Origin of the sequence: Campylobacter suis (assembly GCF_905120475.1) — a bacterium.
In the GTDB taxonomy this organism is placed as follows: domain Bacteria; phylum Campylobacterota; class Campylobacteria; order Campylobacterales; family Campylobacteraceae; genus Campylobacter_A; species Campylobacter_A suis.
Genome location: NZ_CAJHOE010000001.1, coordinates 824,546 through 840,386 on the forward strand (window position 1 = coordinate 824,546; position 15,841 = coordinate 840,386).

The 15,841-nt window shown below is 38.4% G+C and carries 19 protein-coding genes; 10 read left to right on the top strand and 9 right to left on the bottom strand.

The genetic code is table 11. The features are described from left to right. Positions 1-109: 109 nt before the first annotated feature. Positions 110-1,234, top strand: a complete 1,125-nt coding sequence (locus tag LQV35_RS04345; RefSeq protein WP_268250083.1) for a GGDEF domain-containing protein — start codon at positions 110-112, stop codon at positions 1,232-1,234. 75 nt (positions 1,235-1,309) lie between these two features. On the opposite strand, the gene tilS is transcribed toward LQV35_RS04345, so the two are convergent. Genes tilS through panC form a run of 3 tightly spaced genes read right to left on the bottom strand, consistent with a single transcriptional unit; the run spans position 1,310 to position 4,483 of the window. Continuing rightward, positions 1,310-2,296 carry a tRNA lysidine(34) synthetase TilS gene (gene tilS, locus LQV35_RS04350; RefSeq protein ID WP_230056627.1) on the bottom strand — a complete coding sequence of 329 codons (987 nt, stop codon included), beginning with the start codon at positions 2,294-2,296 and terminating at the stop codon, positions 1,310-1,312. A 1-nt stretch (position 2,297) separates the two neighbouring features. Further along, complete coding sequence (gene rimO / locus LQV35_RS04355; RefSeq protein ID WP_230056747.1) at positions 2,298-3,605, bottom strand: 30S ribosomal protein S12 methylthiotransferase RimO; 1,308 nt, start codon at positions 3,603-3,605, stop codon at positions 2,298-2,300. Positions 3,606-3,661: 56 nt separating this feature from the next. Continuing rightward, positions 3,662-4,483, bottom strand: coding sequence for a pantoate--beta-alanine ligase (gene panC / locus LQV35_RS04360; RefSeq protein ID WP_230056628.1), 822 nt, complete (start codon positions 4,481-4,483; stop codon positions 3,662-3,664). A 524-nt stretch (positions 4,484-5,007) separates the two neighbouring features. Here panC and LQV35_RS04365 point away from each other — a divergent pair. From LQV35_RS04365 to ybaK, 5 genes are all read left to right on the top strand, one after another. After that, the gene (locus LQV35_RS04365) at positions 5,008-5,307 is read left to right on the top strand and encodes an ElaB/YgaM/YqjD family protein (RefSeq protein ID WP_230056629.1); all 300 of its coding nucleotides are present in this window, start codon (positions 5,008-5,010) and stop codon (positions 5,305-5,307) included. After that, positions 5,307-5,582: a hypothetical protein gene (locus LQV35_RS04370; RefSeq protein ID WP_230056630.1), complete on the top strand. Its 276-nt coding sequence runs from the start codon at positions 5,307-5,309 to the stop codon at positions 5,580-5,582. The genes LQV35_RS04365 and LQV35_RS04370 overlap by 1 nt, the downstream gene beginning before the upstream one ends. Next, positions 5,567-5,806: a hypothetical protein gene (locus LQV35_RS04375; protein ID WP_230056631.1), complete on the top strand. Its 240-nt coding sequence runs from the start codon at positions 5,567-5,569 to the stop codon at positions 5,804-5,806. The genes LQV35_RS04370 and LQV35_RS04375 overlap by 16 nt, the downstream gene beginning before the upstream one ends. A 63-nt stretch (positions 5,807-5,869) precedes the next feature. Then, positions 5,870-6,970: a peptide chain release factor 2 gene (gene prfB, locus LQV35_RS04380; protein WP_230056632.1), complete on the top strand. Its 1,101-nt coding sequence runs from the start codon at positions 5,870-5,872 to the stop codon at positions 6,968-6,970. Positions 6,971-7,023: 53 nt separating this feature from the next. After that, positions 7,024-7,524 carry a Cys-tRNA(Pro) deacylase gene (gene ybaK, locus LQV35_RS04385; protein WP_230056633.1) on the top strand — a complete coding sequence of 167 codons (501 nt, stop codon included), beginning with the start codon at positions 7,024-7,026 and terminating at the stop codon, positions 7,522-7,524. A gap of 323 nt (positions 7,525-7,847) precedes the next feature. Here the strand turns inward: ybaK and uvrB are convergent, their stop codons facing one another. Both uvrB and LQV35_RS04395 read right to left on the bottom strand, forming a co-directional pair. After that, positions 7,848-9,827 (bottom strand): excinuclease ABC subunit UvrB, encoded by a 1,980-nt coding sequence (uvrB, locus tag LQV35_RS04390; protein ID WP_230056634.1) that lies wholly within the window; start codon positions 9,825-9,827, stop codon positions 7,848-7,850. After that, the gene (locus LQV35_RS04395; RefSeq protein WP_230056635.1) at positions 9,827-10,351 is read right to left on the bottom strand and encodes a hypothetical protein; all 525 of its coding nucleotides are present in this window, start codon (positions 10,349-10,351) and stop codon (positions 9,827-9,829) included. Before LQV35_RS04395 ends, uvrB begins: the two co-directional genes overlap by 1 nt. A gap of 111 nt (positions 10,352-10,462) precedes the next feature. Here LQV35_RS04395 and LQV35_RS04400 point away from each other — a divergent pair, with 111 nt between their 5' ends. The 4 genes from LQV35_RS04400 to LQV35_RS04415 are packed head-to-tail and all read left to right on the top strand — an operon-like array spanning position 10,463 to position 13,198. Continuing rightward, positions 10,463-10,696 (top strand): hypothetical protein, encoded by a 234-nt coding sequence (locus LQV35_RS04400; RefSeq protein WP_230056636.1) that lies wholly within the window; start codon positions 10,463-10,465, stop codon positions 10,694-10,696. A gap of 2 nt (positions 10,697-10,698) precedes the next feature. Beyond that, positions 10,699-10,935, top strand: a complete 237-nt coding sequence (locus LQV35_RS04405; RefSeq protein WP_230056637.1) for a hypothetical protein — start codon at positions 10,699-10,701, stop codon at positions 10,933-10,935. Beyond that, complete coding sequence (locus tag LQV35_RS04410; protein WP_268250084.1) at positions 10,935-11,345, top strand: type II secretion system protein; 411 nt, start codon at positions 10,935-10,937, stop codon at positions 11,343-11,345. Before LQV35_RS04405 ends, LQV35_RS04410 begins: the two co-directional genes overlap by 1 nt. A gap of 2 nt (positions 11,346-11,347) precedes the next feature. Next, entirely contained in the window at positions 11,348-13,198 is a 1,851-nt protein-coding gene (locus tag LQV35_RS04415; protein WP_230056748.1) for a primosomal protein N', read from the top strand. Here LQV35_RS04415 and LQV35_RS04420 read toward each other — a convergent pair. The 4 genes from LQV35_RS04420 to cysK all read right to left on the bottom strand — a co-directional run bounded on the left by LQV35_RS04420 (position 13,195) and on the right by cysK (position 15,827). Beyond that, complete coding sequence (locus LQV35_RS04420; RefSeq protein WP_230056639.1) at positions 13,195-13,602, bottom strand: molybdate transport repressor; 408 nt, start codon at positions 13,600-13,602, stop codon at positions 13,195-13,197. The genes LQV35_RS04415 and LQV35_RS04420 overlap by 4 nt on opposite strands. Before the next feature lie 66 nt (positions 13,603-13,668). Then, the gene (locus LQV35_RS04425) at positions 13,669-14,298 is read right to left on the bottom strand and encodes a complement resistance protein TraT (protein WP_230056640.1); all 630 of its coding nucleotides are present in this window, start codon (positions 14,296-14,298) and stop codon (positions 13,669-13,671) included. 62 nt (positions 14,299-14,360) lie between these two features. Beyond that, complete coding sequence (gene epsC / locus LQV35_RS04430) at positions 14,361-14,915, bottom strand: serine O-acetyltransferase EpsC (protein ID WP_230056749.1); 555 nt, start codon at positions 14,913-14,915, stop codon at positions 14,361-14,363. Between the two features lie 6 nt (positions 14,916-14,921). After that, positions 14,922-15,827 (bottom strand): cysteine synthase A, encoded by a 906-nt coding sequence (gene cysK / locus LQV35_RS04435; RefSeq protein ID WP_230056641.1) that lies wholly within the window; start codon positions 15,825-15,827, stop codon positions 14,922-14,924. Positions 15,828-15,841: the final 14 nt, after the last annotated feature.

Sequence of the window (15,841 nt, forward strand, 5' to 3'; positions counted from 1 at the left end):
CTTTAATTTAAATTTTTAAAAATAGAAATATTTATATGTAAGTTTAAGGTAAAATTAGATACTCTAACATATTATAAATATATTATAAACCAAAACACTACAAAAAGGAGTGTCTATAGCGCAACAAGTAGTATTTGCATGGGGAAAAGAATTTGAAACAAATATAAATCAAGTCGATTCCGAGCATCGTTATTTGGTAGAGATTATCAATACTCTTGGCAATAAACTGGCTTTACAAAGCACGAATTTACAAGATCTTGCGCCTATTTTTGCTGACTTACTTGAATACACTAAATATCATTTTAAAAATGAAGAAACGATAATGAAAGAGAGCGGTGTTGATATTAGGCACGCAAAAGAGCATCTTAGTGCGCATAAAATTTTTATCAAAGAAGTATCACAAAAGTATCAAAATTTAAACCCAGAAAATATTAAACAAGAGGCAAAGGAGTTGCTTGACTTTTTGGTGCAGTGGCTGACATTTCATATACTTGGTATCGATAAAAATATGTCCGCTCAAATTCGTCTTATAAAATCAGGATATACATCAGAAAAAGCATACGAGGAGGTAAGCGGAGTAAATCACGAGCAGCTAGACACCCTTGTAAAGTCATTTAATGGAATTTTTGGCGTTTTAATGAAATACAATGAAGAGCTTTTAGCCCTTAAAGCCTCGCTTGAGGAAAAGGTTGAGCAACGCACAAAAGAGCTTGAAGAGGCAAATAAAAAGCTAAAACATATCGCCATGACAGATCTTTTAACAGGTCTTTCAAACAGAAGGCACATGAGCGATGTATTAAGCGAATGCTGGGATAAATTTGTAAGTGATGATACGCCATTTTCGATTATCATGCTTGATCTTGATAATTTTAAAACGATAAATGACAACTTCGGTCATGATGCTGGAGATAAAGTTTTAAGAGAATTTTCAGAAACACTAAAATTTGGAGTCAGAACCGATGATGTTGTATGTAGAAATGGCGGAGATGAGTTTTTGATAATATGCCCAAAGACAGATATAAACGGTGCGAAAAAACTAGCTGATAAGCTATACAAAAAGATAATAAAACTTCATGTTGAGTGCGAAAGTGGATGTTGGCTAGGTTCATCAAGTATCGGAGTGGCTAGCGCAAAAGCTGATATGAAAAATAAAGAAGAGCTACTAAAAGAGGCAGATAAAGCCGTATATATGGCTAAAAATAACGGCAAAAACCAAGTTTTTAGCGCAAGCTAGCAGCTTGGCATTGGCATGTTTATTAAAATATATCCTATTTTTATCATTTATAAGGATTAAGTTTTTTATAAAATTTTATAAAAACAGAAGCTGGTGCAAGTCACCTTTTTTATATAAATAGCCTCGGTTTATCGGTGGAATTTTGCCCTTTCGGCACTGCTCTTTAAAGGTCTTATCCATTTTTACCTTTAAAAACGGCGTTATGACAAGCTTATCATCACCATACCCCACAGCCACACGCCCAGTCAAAACACAGTCAGTCTTTGCCGATATACACCGCTCACACTCAGCCCTTTGAGCCCCGCTTAGCAAAACACCAAGCATCTTTGCCACCCTATCCACACCGCGCATAGCATTTTGATCATTTTGCACGGTATAAACCATATCCCCAAGGTGCGCTACTTTTGGCTCCAAGCGCCTTTTATCCGCGTCTAAAAGCTCAAAGCTCTTTGCCACTCCAGCGCCAAATTTTGCTAAAAACGCCTCGCTAAAATTTGCACGTATAAAATTTCTCGCATACTTTTCATCGCTGTTGCTAGCGTCTAAAAAGTGCTTTATCTGCGAGTCTTGCAAATACTTTAAAATTTCAGCCTTACTCACCTTAAGCAAGGGTCTAACTAGGCAAAACTGCTCTCTTTGCTCACACTCATTCATCCCAAGAAGCTCATTTAGCCCAGCACCGCGCCCAAGTTGCATTAAAAACCACTCAAATTTATCATCAAGCTGATGAGCTAAAATGACATTTTTATAGCCATGCTCGGCACAAATTTTAGCAAAAAACTCATACCTTACCTGCCTTGCCCTGCTCTCAAAATTTCCACCCTCTAAAAACACAGAGTGTGTATAAATCTCCTTGCCAAACTCCCTAGCTAGCGCCCTAGCCGAAGCGACCTCATCCTTGCTTTGTGTGCGCAGGTTATAATCAACCATAGCCAGATCAAACTCCACCCCGTGTCCGCACAGCAGATAAAACAAAGCCGTGCTATCCGTGCCGTGCGAAAATGCAAGCAAATTTTTACTACCTTTTAAAATTTTTAAGCACTCTTGTGGCAGTTTTATCAAGCTACGCCCTTTTTACGACCTTTGCGACGAGCTTGCTATCGACGCATTCACTCACCTCGCAGACATATCGCCCGCCCATTTCAAGGTCATCTATCTCGCTCTCGTTTATCAAAATTTCACCATCTATATCCTTATCCCAGATATCCATCTTCGCACCAAAAAACATCTCACCTTCGCTACTTTCGCCCTCTATGCTAGCGATCACGCTCTTACCTACACAGTTTTGAAAGCTTTCATTTATGCTTTTTTTGATGATTTTTTCTATCTTGTTTAGGCGTTGCGAGATCGTTTTAGTGGCGACTTGCTCCATCTCATACGCGTCAGTATCTTCTTCGCGTGAGTATGCAAAGGCTGAAATTCTATCAAATTTAAACTCACCTAAAAACTCGCAAAGCGCCTCAAACTCAGCCTCGCCCTCGCCTGGGTGACCCACGATGATACCTGTGCGTAAAAACGAGTTTGGCGCCGCTCTCATCTGCACTAAAAGCTCTCTTAGCTTACTCTCTCCACTGCCTCGTTTCATTATCTTAAGCATTTTATCATTGATGTGTTGTATTGGCATATCAAAGTAGTTGTGAAATACTTTTGAGGCGATTATGCGCTCAATCAGCTTTGTTGTGGTCGTGCTAGGATATAGATAAAGTATGCGCGCGCTCTTTATGCCATCTATCTGCTCAACCGCGTCTATTAGCGAGATAAGTCCATCACTTACGCCGTTATCTCTCATCCACGAACTACTATCCTGCGATAAAAAGCTAAAGTCATAATAGCCCTTTGCCACCAGACTTTTCACCTCGGCTACGATATTTTCAAGCGAACGTGACTTTAGGCGACCTTTAAACGTAGGGATCGCGCAAAAGCTGCATTTTTGATTACACCCTTCTGAAATTTTGATGTAAGCGTGGTAGTTTGAGCCTGTTATTACGCGCTCCTCGCTACTTTGCAAATACACATCAGGGCTAAATAAATTCTGCTTTTTTAGTAAAATTTCATCTATCTTGTCATAATCGCCCACACCGGTAAATAGATCAACCTCGGGAAGTTCTCTCATCAGCTCCTCGCGGTAGCGCTGCATCAAACAGCCAGTCACAACTAGCGTCGAGCCCTCTTTCTTGCCCTCTGCCATCTCAAGGATCGTGCGCACACTCTCCTCTTTTGCTGAAGCGATAAATCCACAGGTGTTTACAATGATGACATCGGCGTCTGAAATTTTATCCGTTAGCTCGTAGTTGCTTAGCCTACCAAGCATTATCTCGCTATCGACTAGGTTTTTGTTGCATCCAAGGGAGACTAGGTGAAGTTTACCTATTTTTTTACTTCTTGACTCTAATGTTTGAGTTGATTTTTTATTTTTATGTGCCATTTTTATATCCATAAATTGTCTATTAATCTTGTTTTACCCACCTTTGCGGCGACTAAGATTATCGTATTTTTTAGTTTTATTTCTGAAATTTCAGCAAAATTTCTATCAACAATAGCTATATAATCAACCTCAAGCGGCGATAAAATTTCGCTCATTTTTGATTTTATCTCATTTGCATTTAACTCACCGTTTCTCACCAGCTCATCTGCCTTAAAAAGCGATCTTGAAAGCTTTAATGCCTCTTTTTTTTGTGCCTCATTTAGATAGGAATTTCTACTTGAAAGTGCCAGACCATCACTATCTCGCATGATTTCACAAGGCACGATCTGAGTGTTAAAAAACATCGTTTTTACCATATTTTGCACGATTACAAGCTGCTGGGCGTCCTTTTTGCCCATATAAACTCGCTTTGGACAGACCAAGTGAAAAAGTTTTGTTAGCACTCGCAAAACACCATCGAAGTGACCTGGCCTAGTTTTGCCTTCTAAAATTTCAGCTAAATTTTTAGGAGCTAAGATAAGTGGCTCAAATTCACTATAAATTTCACTTACAGCTGGGATAAACATCACATCTACGCCAGCATTTTTACAGATACTTATATCAGAAGCCTCTTGTTTTGGGTATTTATCAAGGTCTTCGCCAGGCAAAAACTGTGTTGGATTTACAAAAGTAGAAACAAGCGTTATGTCATTTTCACCCACGCTTTGCTTTATTAAGCTTAAATGCCCATCATGAAGTGCACCCATAGTTGGCACAAATCCTATCTCACAGGCATTTTCTAAGACAAATTCGCGTAACTCATTAGTTGTTCTTAAAATTTTCATCTCTCTTCTTTTATCTAAAATTTAGCCTGATATTTTAGCAAAAAAGCGTTGAACTGCTGATTAAATTTCATATATAATTCAAACGAACCTTCTATAAGTTCAAACCTTTTAACACTAAAACAAAAACACGAAATGACAAAACGAGCTATCAATAAAAAAGATATCATAAAAGAGCAAAAAACAGACATTAAAAATTTTAAAACAGAAACAAAACGCCTTAAACACTTTTTAAAATCACAATGCAAAGTTCATAATATCAAACAAAAACAATAGAAAAACAACCTACGCTATACTTCAAACTGGAGTTGAAGTATCTATAAAAGTGCTTAGTTTGGGGTAAATTTTGGGGCAAAAACAAATTTTAAAGATGGCTATTATAGCGGTAGCTTTGTGGCCGGATATAGATGGTAAGTATAAATTTTGATAAATTTTATATTTTAGTGCTAAAAATTTGGCTTATTAAGCGAGCATTAACTATAAAAGACTAAACTTACTTTTATATATTTCACTCAAAAGGAGTCAAAATGGCAGCACAAGAGGTAAATTTAGAGAGTATAAAAAAGGATATAGACGCGCTAAAGTCAGACTTTAAAGATGTTTTGAAGTCATTAAAAGAGCTTGGCAGTACAAAAGCTGAAGAGAGCAAGGATAAAATCCTAGACTCACTAAACGCAGATGAGCTTAAAAAGTATATTGATGAGATTAAACTAAGAGGAAAAGGTAGCGTTGATAGCGTAAATGAAGCCATAAAAGATGATCCTATCAAAAGTGTAGCGGTAGCTGCTGGCATGGGCTTTTTACTCGCTTGGATACTTAAAAAATAATGGCAAGCCTATCTGAGTTTATAGTATCAGTCGTCGAGCTTGTAGAGGCGCAAGCGACTGATATTAGACAAAGCTTTACCGCGAGCGCCGACGCGCTTTTGATAAAATGCGTAGTTGCAGTGCTGGCAGTTATTGGCTTTGTTTTTTTATTGCTTGGGGCAAATTTGTTTTTTGCTAAATTTTTAGGCGATGTTAATGGCTATTTTGCCACTTCTGGTTTAGCTTTTTTAATCTCATTCATACTTTACAAGGTTGCAAAATGCAAAGTCAAATGACAAAGCAAAAGCTAAGCTTGGTTCTTTCTATGCTTGAGACAAAACAAAACTCAAGGCAACTAAAACTAGAAGAAGCCAAACTAAAAGTGCTACTAAACGATCCAGCACCAGATATAACAAACGAGCTAAGGCTTTTAAATCAAGGTAAAATTTCTGAGATGTTTATTAGTATTATTGATAGATTTATCCTTATCCCAACACTTAGAAAAATTTTCACCAGATAGTTTAAAATCAGTATAAATTAAATATGATATAATCGCACCAAAATATAAAATTTGGAGCAAATTTTGGACGCATACGAATACACAGAACTTCTTAAAAAACTAACAACAAAAGCCCAAAATATCGGCGCTATCGTAAAGCCAAATGAGATAAAAGCTCGTTTGGATGAAATTTCAACACTTGAGCAAGATGTAAATTTTTGGCAAGATGTATCTCGCGCAACAGCACTTGGCAAAGAAAAAACAAAGATAACAAATATGCTTGAAAAATTTAACAAAGCAAATAGCGCGGTTATTGACGCAAGAGATCTTTATGAGCTAGCCAATGCCGAAAATGATGAAGAGACTATAAATTCACTTTTTGCCGAAGCAAATAAGCTTGAAGACGCGATAACTAGCCTTGAAATTTCGATGTTGCTTAGCGGCGAAGATGATGGTAAAAATGCTATCGTTACTATCCATCCAGGAGCTGGCGGCACTGAAAGCAATGACTGGGCAAGCATGCTGTATCGCATGTATTTAAGATTTTGTGAAAGAGAAGGCTTTAAGGTCGAAACGCTTGACTTTCAAGAGGGCGAAGAGGCTGGATTAAAAGATGTAAGCTTTATAGTAAAGGGCGAGAATGCCTATGGCTACTTAAAAGCAGAAAATGGGATACACCGCCTTGTTAGAGTTAGTCCATTTGATAGTGCTGGAAGACGGCATACTAGCTTTACAAGCGTCATGGTAAGCCCCGAGATAGATGATGATATAGAGATAGAGATCGAAGAAAAAGACCTTAAAATAGACACCTACCGAGCAAGCGGGGCTGGCGGTCAGCATGTAAATAAAACAGAAAGCGCCATACGCATAACACATGTGCCAACAGGCATAGTCGTGCAGTGCCAAAATGACAGAAGCCAGCACAAAAACCGAGCAACTGCGATAAAAATGCTAAAGTCTCGCCTTTATGAGCTTGAGCTAGAAAAGCAACAAGCAGCTAGCGACAGTGTCGAAAAAAGCGAGATAGGCTGGGGACATCAGATACGCTCTTATGTGCTTTTTCCTTATCAACAAGTTAAAGATGTTAGAAGTGGCGAGGCATATAGCCAAACGGACGCGATACTTGACGGGGATATAAAAAAGATGATAGAAGGCGTCTTAATAAGCCTTAAATCAGAAAGATAGACCATTTGCATTGAATGCATTAACTACATACTTTAGGCGATCAATAAAACAAAATGAGCAAAAAAGAGATCCATAAAACTAACGCCGCAAGAGCTCTTGATAGGCTTAAAATTTCTTATGATATGTTTGAGTATGAGGTTAATGAGAGTGATTTAAGTGCCATTCATCTAGCCCAAACAACTGGCATAGGCATTGAAAAAATTTACAAAACCATAGTCTGTGAAGTAGGTACAAGAGAGTATATAGTAGCTTGTATTCAGGGGGATTTAGAGCTTGATTTAAAGGCACTTGCAAGCGTAAGCGGACATAAAAGATGTGAGCTTTTAACACTTAAAGAGCTTGAAAAAACGACTGGCTACATAAGGGGCGGGTGCTCGCCGATAGCTATGAAAAAGCGCTTTGCGACATTTATAGATGAGAGGGCGCTTTTGCAAAAGCAAATTTTAATCTCAGCTGGCGTGCGTGGTAAACAGCTATGCCTTGCGCCACACGATTTAGCTTGCGCTGTGAATGCGAAATTTGCGCCCATAGCACGCACTCCTAGCATTGCATAGTTGCAAAATCAAGCTTAGTATTTTTATCAAATTATGAAATTTATAAAAAATAGTTTTGATAGAAAAACCTATTGTCATATAAAGTACCAGTCCAAAAGATTTTTATCCGATTTTTAGTGGTTATAACATTTGCTAAAACAAACTCTATATGTCTAAAATTTTATATGTAGCTTTTCTTGTTACAACCAACTAAAAGAGTTTTTATGCAATTTTACTTATTACTTTTAGACTAAAATTTCAAATAAATCCCAGGTTTTAGACCAGCTGCTTAAAAAATTTATCAAATTTTAAGTGTTATTACACACTCTGGTTTTACTGAAATTTCACAAATCCCTGAGCTTTGCTATCTCATCTCTTAACGCAGCCGCTTTTTCAAACTCTAGCGCATTTGCCGCTTCAAACATCTGCTTTCTTAGCTCTTTTACAAGCTTAGCTCGCTCGCTAGCTGGCATTTTTTCTAGTTTTTTGCCCTTTCTATAAACCTCGCCTTCATCTTCGACATGTAAGCTCTCTTCGATATTTCTTGAAGCTGAGCGTGGCGTGATGTTATTTGCTTTGTTATACTCATCTTGCATTTTGCGTCTTGCACTCGTTATGTCGATGGCTTCTTGCATCGAGTTTGTTACCTTTTTGCAAAACATCACGACCTTGCCATTGACATTTCGCGCTGCACGCCCCATAGTCTGAATCAGGCTCGTTCGTGAGCGTAAAAAGCCCTCTTTATCAGCGTCCATTATGGCTATGAGCGAAACCTCGGGCAGATCAAGCCCTTCGCGGAGCAAATTTATGCCAACCAGCACATCATAGCTACCACCGCGAAGTCCGCGTATAAGCTCGTTTCGCTCGATCGCGTCGATGTCTGAGTGCATGTATTTTACTCTAATGCCAAGCTCGGTATAGTAGCGTGTTAGCTCTTCTGCCATTTTTTTAGTTAGCACGGTTATCAAAACGCGTTCATTTCGCTCAACGACTTGTTTTATCATATCGTGTAACGCCTCTACTTGATTATCACTATCTTTTAGCTCGATGAGTGGATCAAGCAGACCGGTTGGGCGTAAAATTTGCTCATACACATGACCTCTGCTCAGCTCAAGCTCAAGCTCGTTTGGCGTGGCTGAAACGAACAAAAAATTTGCATTTTTATTGATAAACTCATCAAATTTCAAAGGGCGATTATCAAGGGCTGATGGCAAGCGAAAGCCATACTCCACAAGCGTTTCTTTGCGGCTTCTATCACCCGCATACATGCCCCGAAACTGTGGCAAACTCACGTGGCTTTCATCGACTATCACCAAAAACTCGCCACCATTTAAAAGCGAGAAATAATCAAACATCGTATATGGTGTCTCGCCCGGTTTTAGCCCCGTTAAGTGCCTTGCATAATTCTCCACGCCCTTGCAAATGCCGGTGCTTGTAAGCATTTCAAGGTCAAACTCTACGCGTTGTTTTAGGCGTTGCATTTCAACCAGCTTGTTTTCATCTTTGTAAAATTTAAGCCTCTCTTCAAGCTCAGCTTCGATGCCTTTTATCGCTGATTTTAGCCTATCTTCACGCACGATAAACTGACTTGTGGCATACAGAGTAAATTTGCTCACATCTTTTAAGCGTTTATTATCAAGCACTTCAAAATGATACATTTTTTCAATCTCATCGCCAAAAAACTCAACCCTCAACGCCTCATCGCCCCAGTAAGCCGGATAAATGTCTATCACATCGCCATTTACTCTAAAATTCCCGCGGTCAAAGTAGGCGTCATTTCTTGTATATCCCATATCAACAAGGCGGTTTAAGAGTGCTTTTTGGCTTATCTCATCGCCTACATTTAGGTACTGCACCATGCCTTGATACTCGCTTGGATCACCAAGTCCGTAGTTTGCGGAAACCGAGGCTATCACGATAACATCATCAAAGCTTAAAAGACTTGCCGTGGCGGATAGCCTTAGCCTCTCAAGCTCGTCATTTACAGAGCTATCTTTTTCGATGTAAAGATCGCTTCTTGGTATGTAGGCCTCAGGCTGATAGTAATCATAATAGCTGATAAAATACTCCACGTGATTGTTTGGGAAAAAGCCCTTAAATTCACTATAAAGCTGAGCTGCTAGGGATTTGTTATGTGTCATGATTAGCGTTGGCATTTTGAGATTTTTTATCACATTTGCCATGGTAAAGGTCTTGCCAGAACCCGTAACGCCTAAAAGCGTGTTGTATCTGTTGCCATTTTTTATGCTTTTTACGATGCCATCAATGGCGTTTTGCTGATCGGGGGATGGGGAAAATTTGCTTGATATTTCAAACTCTGACATCAAATCTCCTTTTTAATGCTTAAGCCCGTTTTTTGAGCTATGAGTTGTATAAATTTAGCTGAAATTTCATCATTTTTTAAGATTATGCCAAGCTCTTGTTTTGAGTTTAAATCCCTAAAAAGTATGAAGAAATTTTGTGGAATTTGCACAAGTTTTGTAACAAGATCAGTTTTTAACTTAAACTCATTATTTAGCTTAGCAACTATCTCATCATCGTTTAGTTTTAGTGAAAATTTAACACTAGTGTCGTAGGCTTTTTTGATGTATTTTTGTAGTTTTTTTTCATATCTTTTTTTATATGTTTTTATAAAATATATGAGTAGTGTTAAAATGAATGCCAAACATACGTAAAAACCAAGCGAAAAGCCAAAATTTATATAAAAAAACCAGACTAAAAACGCATATGAGGCCAAAATAGTGGCAAAAGTAAAAAACATCGATTTTTTAAAGCTGTTATTTGTTTGTAAGATGTAAGTGTGATATCTAAGATAGTCATTTTCATCTATATAGTAGTCTAAACCCATAAAATTCCTTGTAAAATTTTACACATTCTAGCAAAGAATTGATTAAACTTATGAAATTTTTAGCCCCGATATGCTAAAATGCGCACTTAAATTTTACGCAAAGGGCAAAAAATGTTTGAAGACGATAAAGTACTAACCACACTAACAGGTAAAGTAAATGACCTACTTACAAAATTTGATGAGCTAACAAAGGCAAACGAAGAGCTTCACAACCAGATCGTAACCCTAAAAGCACAAAATGAAGCTAAGACAAATCAGATCATGCGCCTTGAAGAGGAGCTAAACAAAAAGAACAACGAAGCAGACGATGTTCTTAAGAAGATTGAAGCAGTTCTTAGCAAGTAACCATGAGAAGAGAGATCACGCTCACGATCGCATCTCGCGATTATGTTATCACGATAGATGATGACGACTTTTATAATACACTTGAGCGTGATTTTGGTGGATTTAGAAATAATAAAAAAATTCTAAATCCAAAAGAGATGCTTGACCTTTTCGTTCAAAAAAGTTTTGACGGTTTTGAAGATGAAAGCACTATGTTATCGCTAATAGAAAAGATAGATAAAAGGCTAAAAAGAAGCTGATGAGGCGCGCTTTTAGCATGATAGAGTTAGTTTTTGTGGTGGTTGTTATAGCCATTTTGGCAGGTATTATGTTGCCAAAAATTTCTGTCAGCAAAGATGACGCCATTATCATAAAAACAAGATCTGAGATAGCCGCCATCCAATCAGCCATAAGCACACAATACTCCCAAACACTGCTTAGTGCAAACCCAAACTACCCACAAACACTTCAAAGCACCCAACTACTCTTTAGTGCGGTTTTACCCATTGGCATAGTTGATGCAAACGGCAAAGAGGGCTGGAGCAAGGTAGGAGAAGGTGATGAAAACTATGTTTTTAAATACAAAAATAGTATAGCAAATTTCAAATATGATAAGACAAATGGTAGTTTTGCCTGCGTTAGTGGCGGTCTTTGCAGCATGTTAAAATAGCCATGTTTTACTACCTTGTTAGCTTTTTTGGCAAAAATTTAGCTCCGCTTACATATGAAAGCGAGCAGGATATTGATGAGTTTACTTGTGTTTTAGCACCCATAAAAGGCAAAGATACAAAAGGTGTGATCGTAAAAAAATGCGATAAACCAAGCTTTAAGACAACAAACATAACAGAAATTCTACCACAAAAGCTGACCGATACCCAGCGCCTTTTAGCTGAGTTTATAGCCCACTACTATACCTGCGAACTTGGCGTTTCTTTGGGGCTTTTTGAGCCTTTTAAAGATGTAGAAAAAGTAGCTAAAAAAACAAATTGTACTCTTGTGCCCAAGCTAAATCATATCCAGCAAGACGCCTTAAATTTCATACAGTCTAACAAAACTGCCCTACTCTTTGGCGATACTGGGAGTGGCAAAAGTGAGGTTTATATAAGTGCCATACAAAAGGTATTGCAAGAGAAAAAACAGGCACTTTTCTTAATGCCAGAAATTTCACTCACACCACAAATGCAAACAAGACTTGAGAGATATTTTGGTAAAAGTGTGGCGACTTGGCACTCAAAAGTAAGCTCTAAACAAAAGGATGAAATTTTACAAGGCTTGCTTGATGGTAGTATTTGGCTTATCGCAGGGGCGCGTTCGGCGCTATTTTTACCACTTGAGCAACTTGGACTTATTATCATCGATGAAGAACATGATGACAGCTACAAAAATACTGGCTCACGCCCACACTATAACGCCCGCGACTTAGCTCTTTTTCTAAACAGCAAAACACAAATAAAGCTAGTTCTAGGCAGTGCAACACCAAGTGTAAGCACATTTTATAAACAGGCTACTTTTCGCATGAAAGGGAGTTTTTTTGGCTCACAAAAAAGCTTTGTATATGATGAGAGCGAAACTGGGCTTACACAAAACATAAAAGAGCAAGTAGCACAAACGCTAGCAAACAAACGACAAGCCATCATCTGCCTGCCAACACGGGCAAATTTTAGATACATTTCATGCAAAGAGTGTGGAAATATCGTAAAATGCCCATTTTGCAGTGTTGGCATGAGTTTTTATAAAGGTCAAAATTTACTAAAATGTCAATACTGTGAGTACAAAACCCCCGTGCCAAGCTCATGCGAAAAATGCGGTAGCGAGCTTTTAGAGGCAAAAAAGATAGGCACAAGCGAACTACTTGAGCAACTTAGCGGTGAATTTGCAAATGCTAGGATAGCAAAATTTGACCGTGATGAGATAACTACACAAAAAAAGCTAGTCACGGCACTTAAGGATTTTAACGATCAAAAGATAGATATCCTTATTGGTACGCAAATGCTAAGCAAAGGGCATGACTACCACAATGTCGATCTAGCCGTGATAATGGGCATAGATGAGCTTTTGGCATACCCCGACTTTAGAGCTAGAGAGCGTACGCTAGCACTTGCTATGCAAGTAGCTGGCAGGGCTGGCAGGGCTGGGGCTGGCAGGGTTGTTTTGCAAACTAAACAGCGTGAGTTTTTTGAGAGCTATCTGCATGATTATGATAAATTTTTACAAGATGAGCTTGAGTTTAGGCAAGAGCTATATCCGCCTTTTTATAGGCTTTTAAGGCTTATCGTATCACACAAAAGTGAGCAGACCGCACAGCTTGAAACAAATAGATGTGTGGAGCAAATTTCTCTTTTACAAAAACAACTTGAGCTTAGTATCATAGGGTATGGAAAGTGTGCTATAGAGCGTATAGGCGATAAATTTAGATATGAAATTTTACTTCGTTCAAAAAACCCAAATGCACTACTTAAAGTGGCAAATATCTGTGTTAGTGAGATTTGCGATGTTGATATTGACCCGATAAATTTTAGCTAGATTTTTTTGTATTCTTTAAGTTTTTTCTTTAAAATTTCACAAATTTTATCCTTACTAAGCTCATATCTATCAAAAATGATAAGCTTATTTTCACCAAGTGGCTGCGCAAAGCCGTAAACTTGTTGTATGTTAAGCTTATTTTTCTTAAAATTTATCATCAAAACCTCTGCTTTTTGCTTTTGACCTATAGCTTTTATACCAACATCATCTATATCTTTAAAATTTATTTTTAAGCTTTTCTTTCCTTTTGTTATGACAAATCCATCACTTTCTATCAAAATAAAATTTATTTGATAAAGTTTTATAATGCAAACCACAAGGCACACGGTCGCCACAAACATCGTAAAGACGGTGCTTGCGCCCATATCATAGTATTTTCGTCCAATATACGCTACACCAAACAAAATCATCGATGTGATAAAAAGTATGATTAACTTTCTTTTGCTCTCATTTATCTACATCTTAGCTCTTTAGTAGAAAAAATTTAAAATCTGCGTAGCGATCTTATCTTCAATATATGGCATAATATAGCTTGGCGAGTAGAGATTTCGCTCACTTTGAACCTCTAAATTTGTGCGTTGCTCATTACCATTAGTCTGTATCAAAACACTCACAAGACCGCGGTATACATAATACTCCGTACGGTCAAAATCATCCCAGTCATCGTAAAAAAACGGCATCATCATACCCATACTCATACTAGGTCCACTCCAGCGCCTACCCCAGCCATATCCCATGCTCATAAACATCCTAGGTCTAGCACGCTCCCTGTGCTCATAGCGCTCCAAACTTAAAAGATCTCCAAGTATGACAAGGTCTGCTTTTTGCATTTGAGAAATTTGTATATAGCCCAAAGGCTCTAGCTTTGTCGCAATAGTTTTTTCTAAGTTATTAGGCTGTCCTGATGAGTTTTTAAATTTTATATACAGCGTTTTTGTAGCGTTTGTATCGGTTTTTGTTATATTTTGATCGGAATTTTGAGTGATAAAAACAGGCATCGTGCTTTTTACAGAAATTTGCGGAGTTGATGGCATGCCGCCATGAGAACAACCAGCAAAAATAAGGAGAAAAATAGCCAAAAACAAATGCTTTATATTCATTTTGTATCCTTTAAAATAAACATTGTAGCATAAAATTTAAAATTTTTTATAGTTTTTAGCACCTAAATGCTGTATTCAGGCTCTGGCGGCAGTTTGCCATCTAAACGCACAATACGAGCAGGTATACCAACTGCTGTAGCATAGGACGGAACATTTTTTAAAACTACAGAATTTGCACCTATCTTTGAACCTTTGCCTATAGTTATAGCCCCCAAAACCTTTGCACCAGCAGCGATAACCACCCCATCTTCAACAGTAGGATGTCGCTTACCGCACTCCTTGCCAGTCCCGCCCAAAGTAACTCCGTGATAAAGCATAACATCATCGCCTATCTCAGCTGTTTCGCCTATAACAACACCCATACCATGATCAATAAAAAATCTTTTACCTATCTTTGCGCCAGGATGAATTTCAATACCAGTTAAAAACCGCGCCATCTGCGAGATAAAGCGGGCTAAAAATGGATGCCCGCTCTTATAAAATTTATGCGCGATACGATAAAAAGCCAAAGCGTGAATGCCAGGCGTATTTATAAGTATAGCCAGAGTGCAGCAGTTTTGCACCGATGGATCTTTCTCGCGAACTACCCTAACCGCCTCTTTTACTCTGTCTAAAATTTTCATTTATGCTCCATAAAGTTCAGTGCTTAGATATCTCTCGCCGGTGTCAGGAGCGATAAATAACACCTTTTTGCCAGAGCCAAGATCAGCAGCTATCCTTTTTGCTGCCACATATGCTGCACCACTACTAATACCAAGCAATATCCCGCAACTTTTTGCGATATGTCTAGCCGCAGCCATCGCATCTTCATTACTTACTTTAGCTATCTCATCAACTAATGAAAGATCCATAGTCCCTGGCACAAATCCTGCACCTATGCCCTGAATTCTATGTGGAGCTGGACTTCCTCCGCTTAAAACTGGTGATGCTTCTGGCTCAACTGCGATAATTTTCGTTGAGTATCCATTTTCTTTAAGTACCTTTGCTACGCCACTTAAAGTCCCACCAGTACCTACCCCAGCCACAAAAGCATCAAGACTAGAAAAATCAGCCATTATCTCTTTTGCCGTGTAAATTTCGTGCGCTTGTGGATTGTAAGCATTTTCAAACTGACTTAGCATGATGTGGTTTGGCTGGCTTGCCAACTCACTAGCTCTTGCGATAGCACCTTTCATGCCTTTTGCAGCCTCAGTAAGTTCAAGCTTTGCACCATAGGCCGCAACTATCTTTCTACGCTCAATACTCATACTTTCAGGCATACACAAAATAACCTTAAAACCAAGAGCAGCCGCTACCATAGAGATCCCAATACCAGTATTTCCACTAGTTGGCTCTACTATCGTATCACCATCTTTTAGCCTGCCATCTTGCATCATCTGCATTATCATATTTAGTGCTATACGATCTTTTACCGAACCGCCCGGGTTAAAATACTCAAGCTTGGCATAAATCTGAGCCTCATCATAATTTGTATCAAGCTTTACGACTGGTGTATTACCGATGGTTTTGATAATGTTATCATATATCATATTTGCTCCTTAAA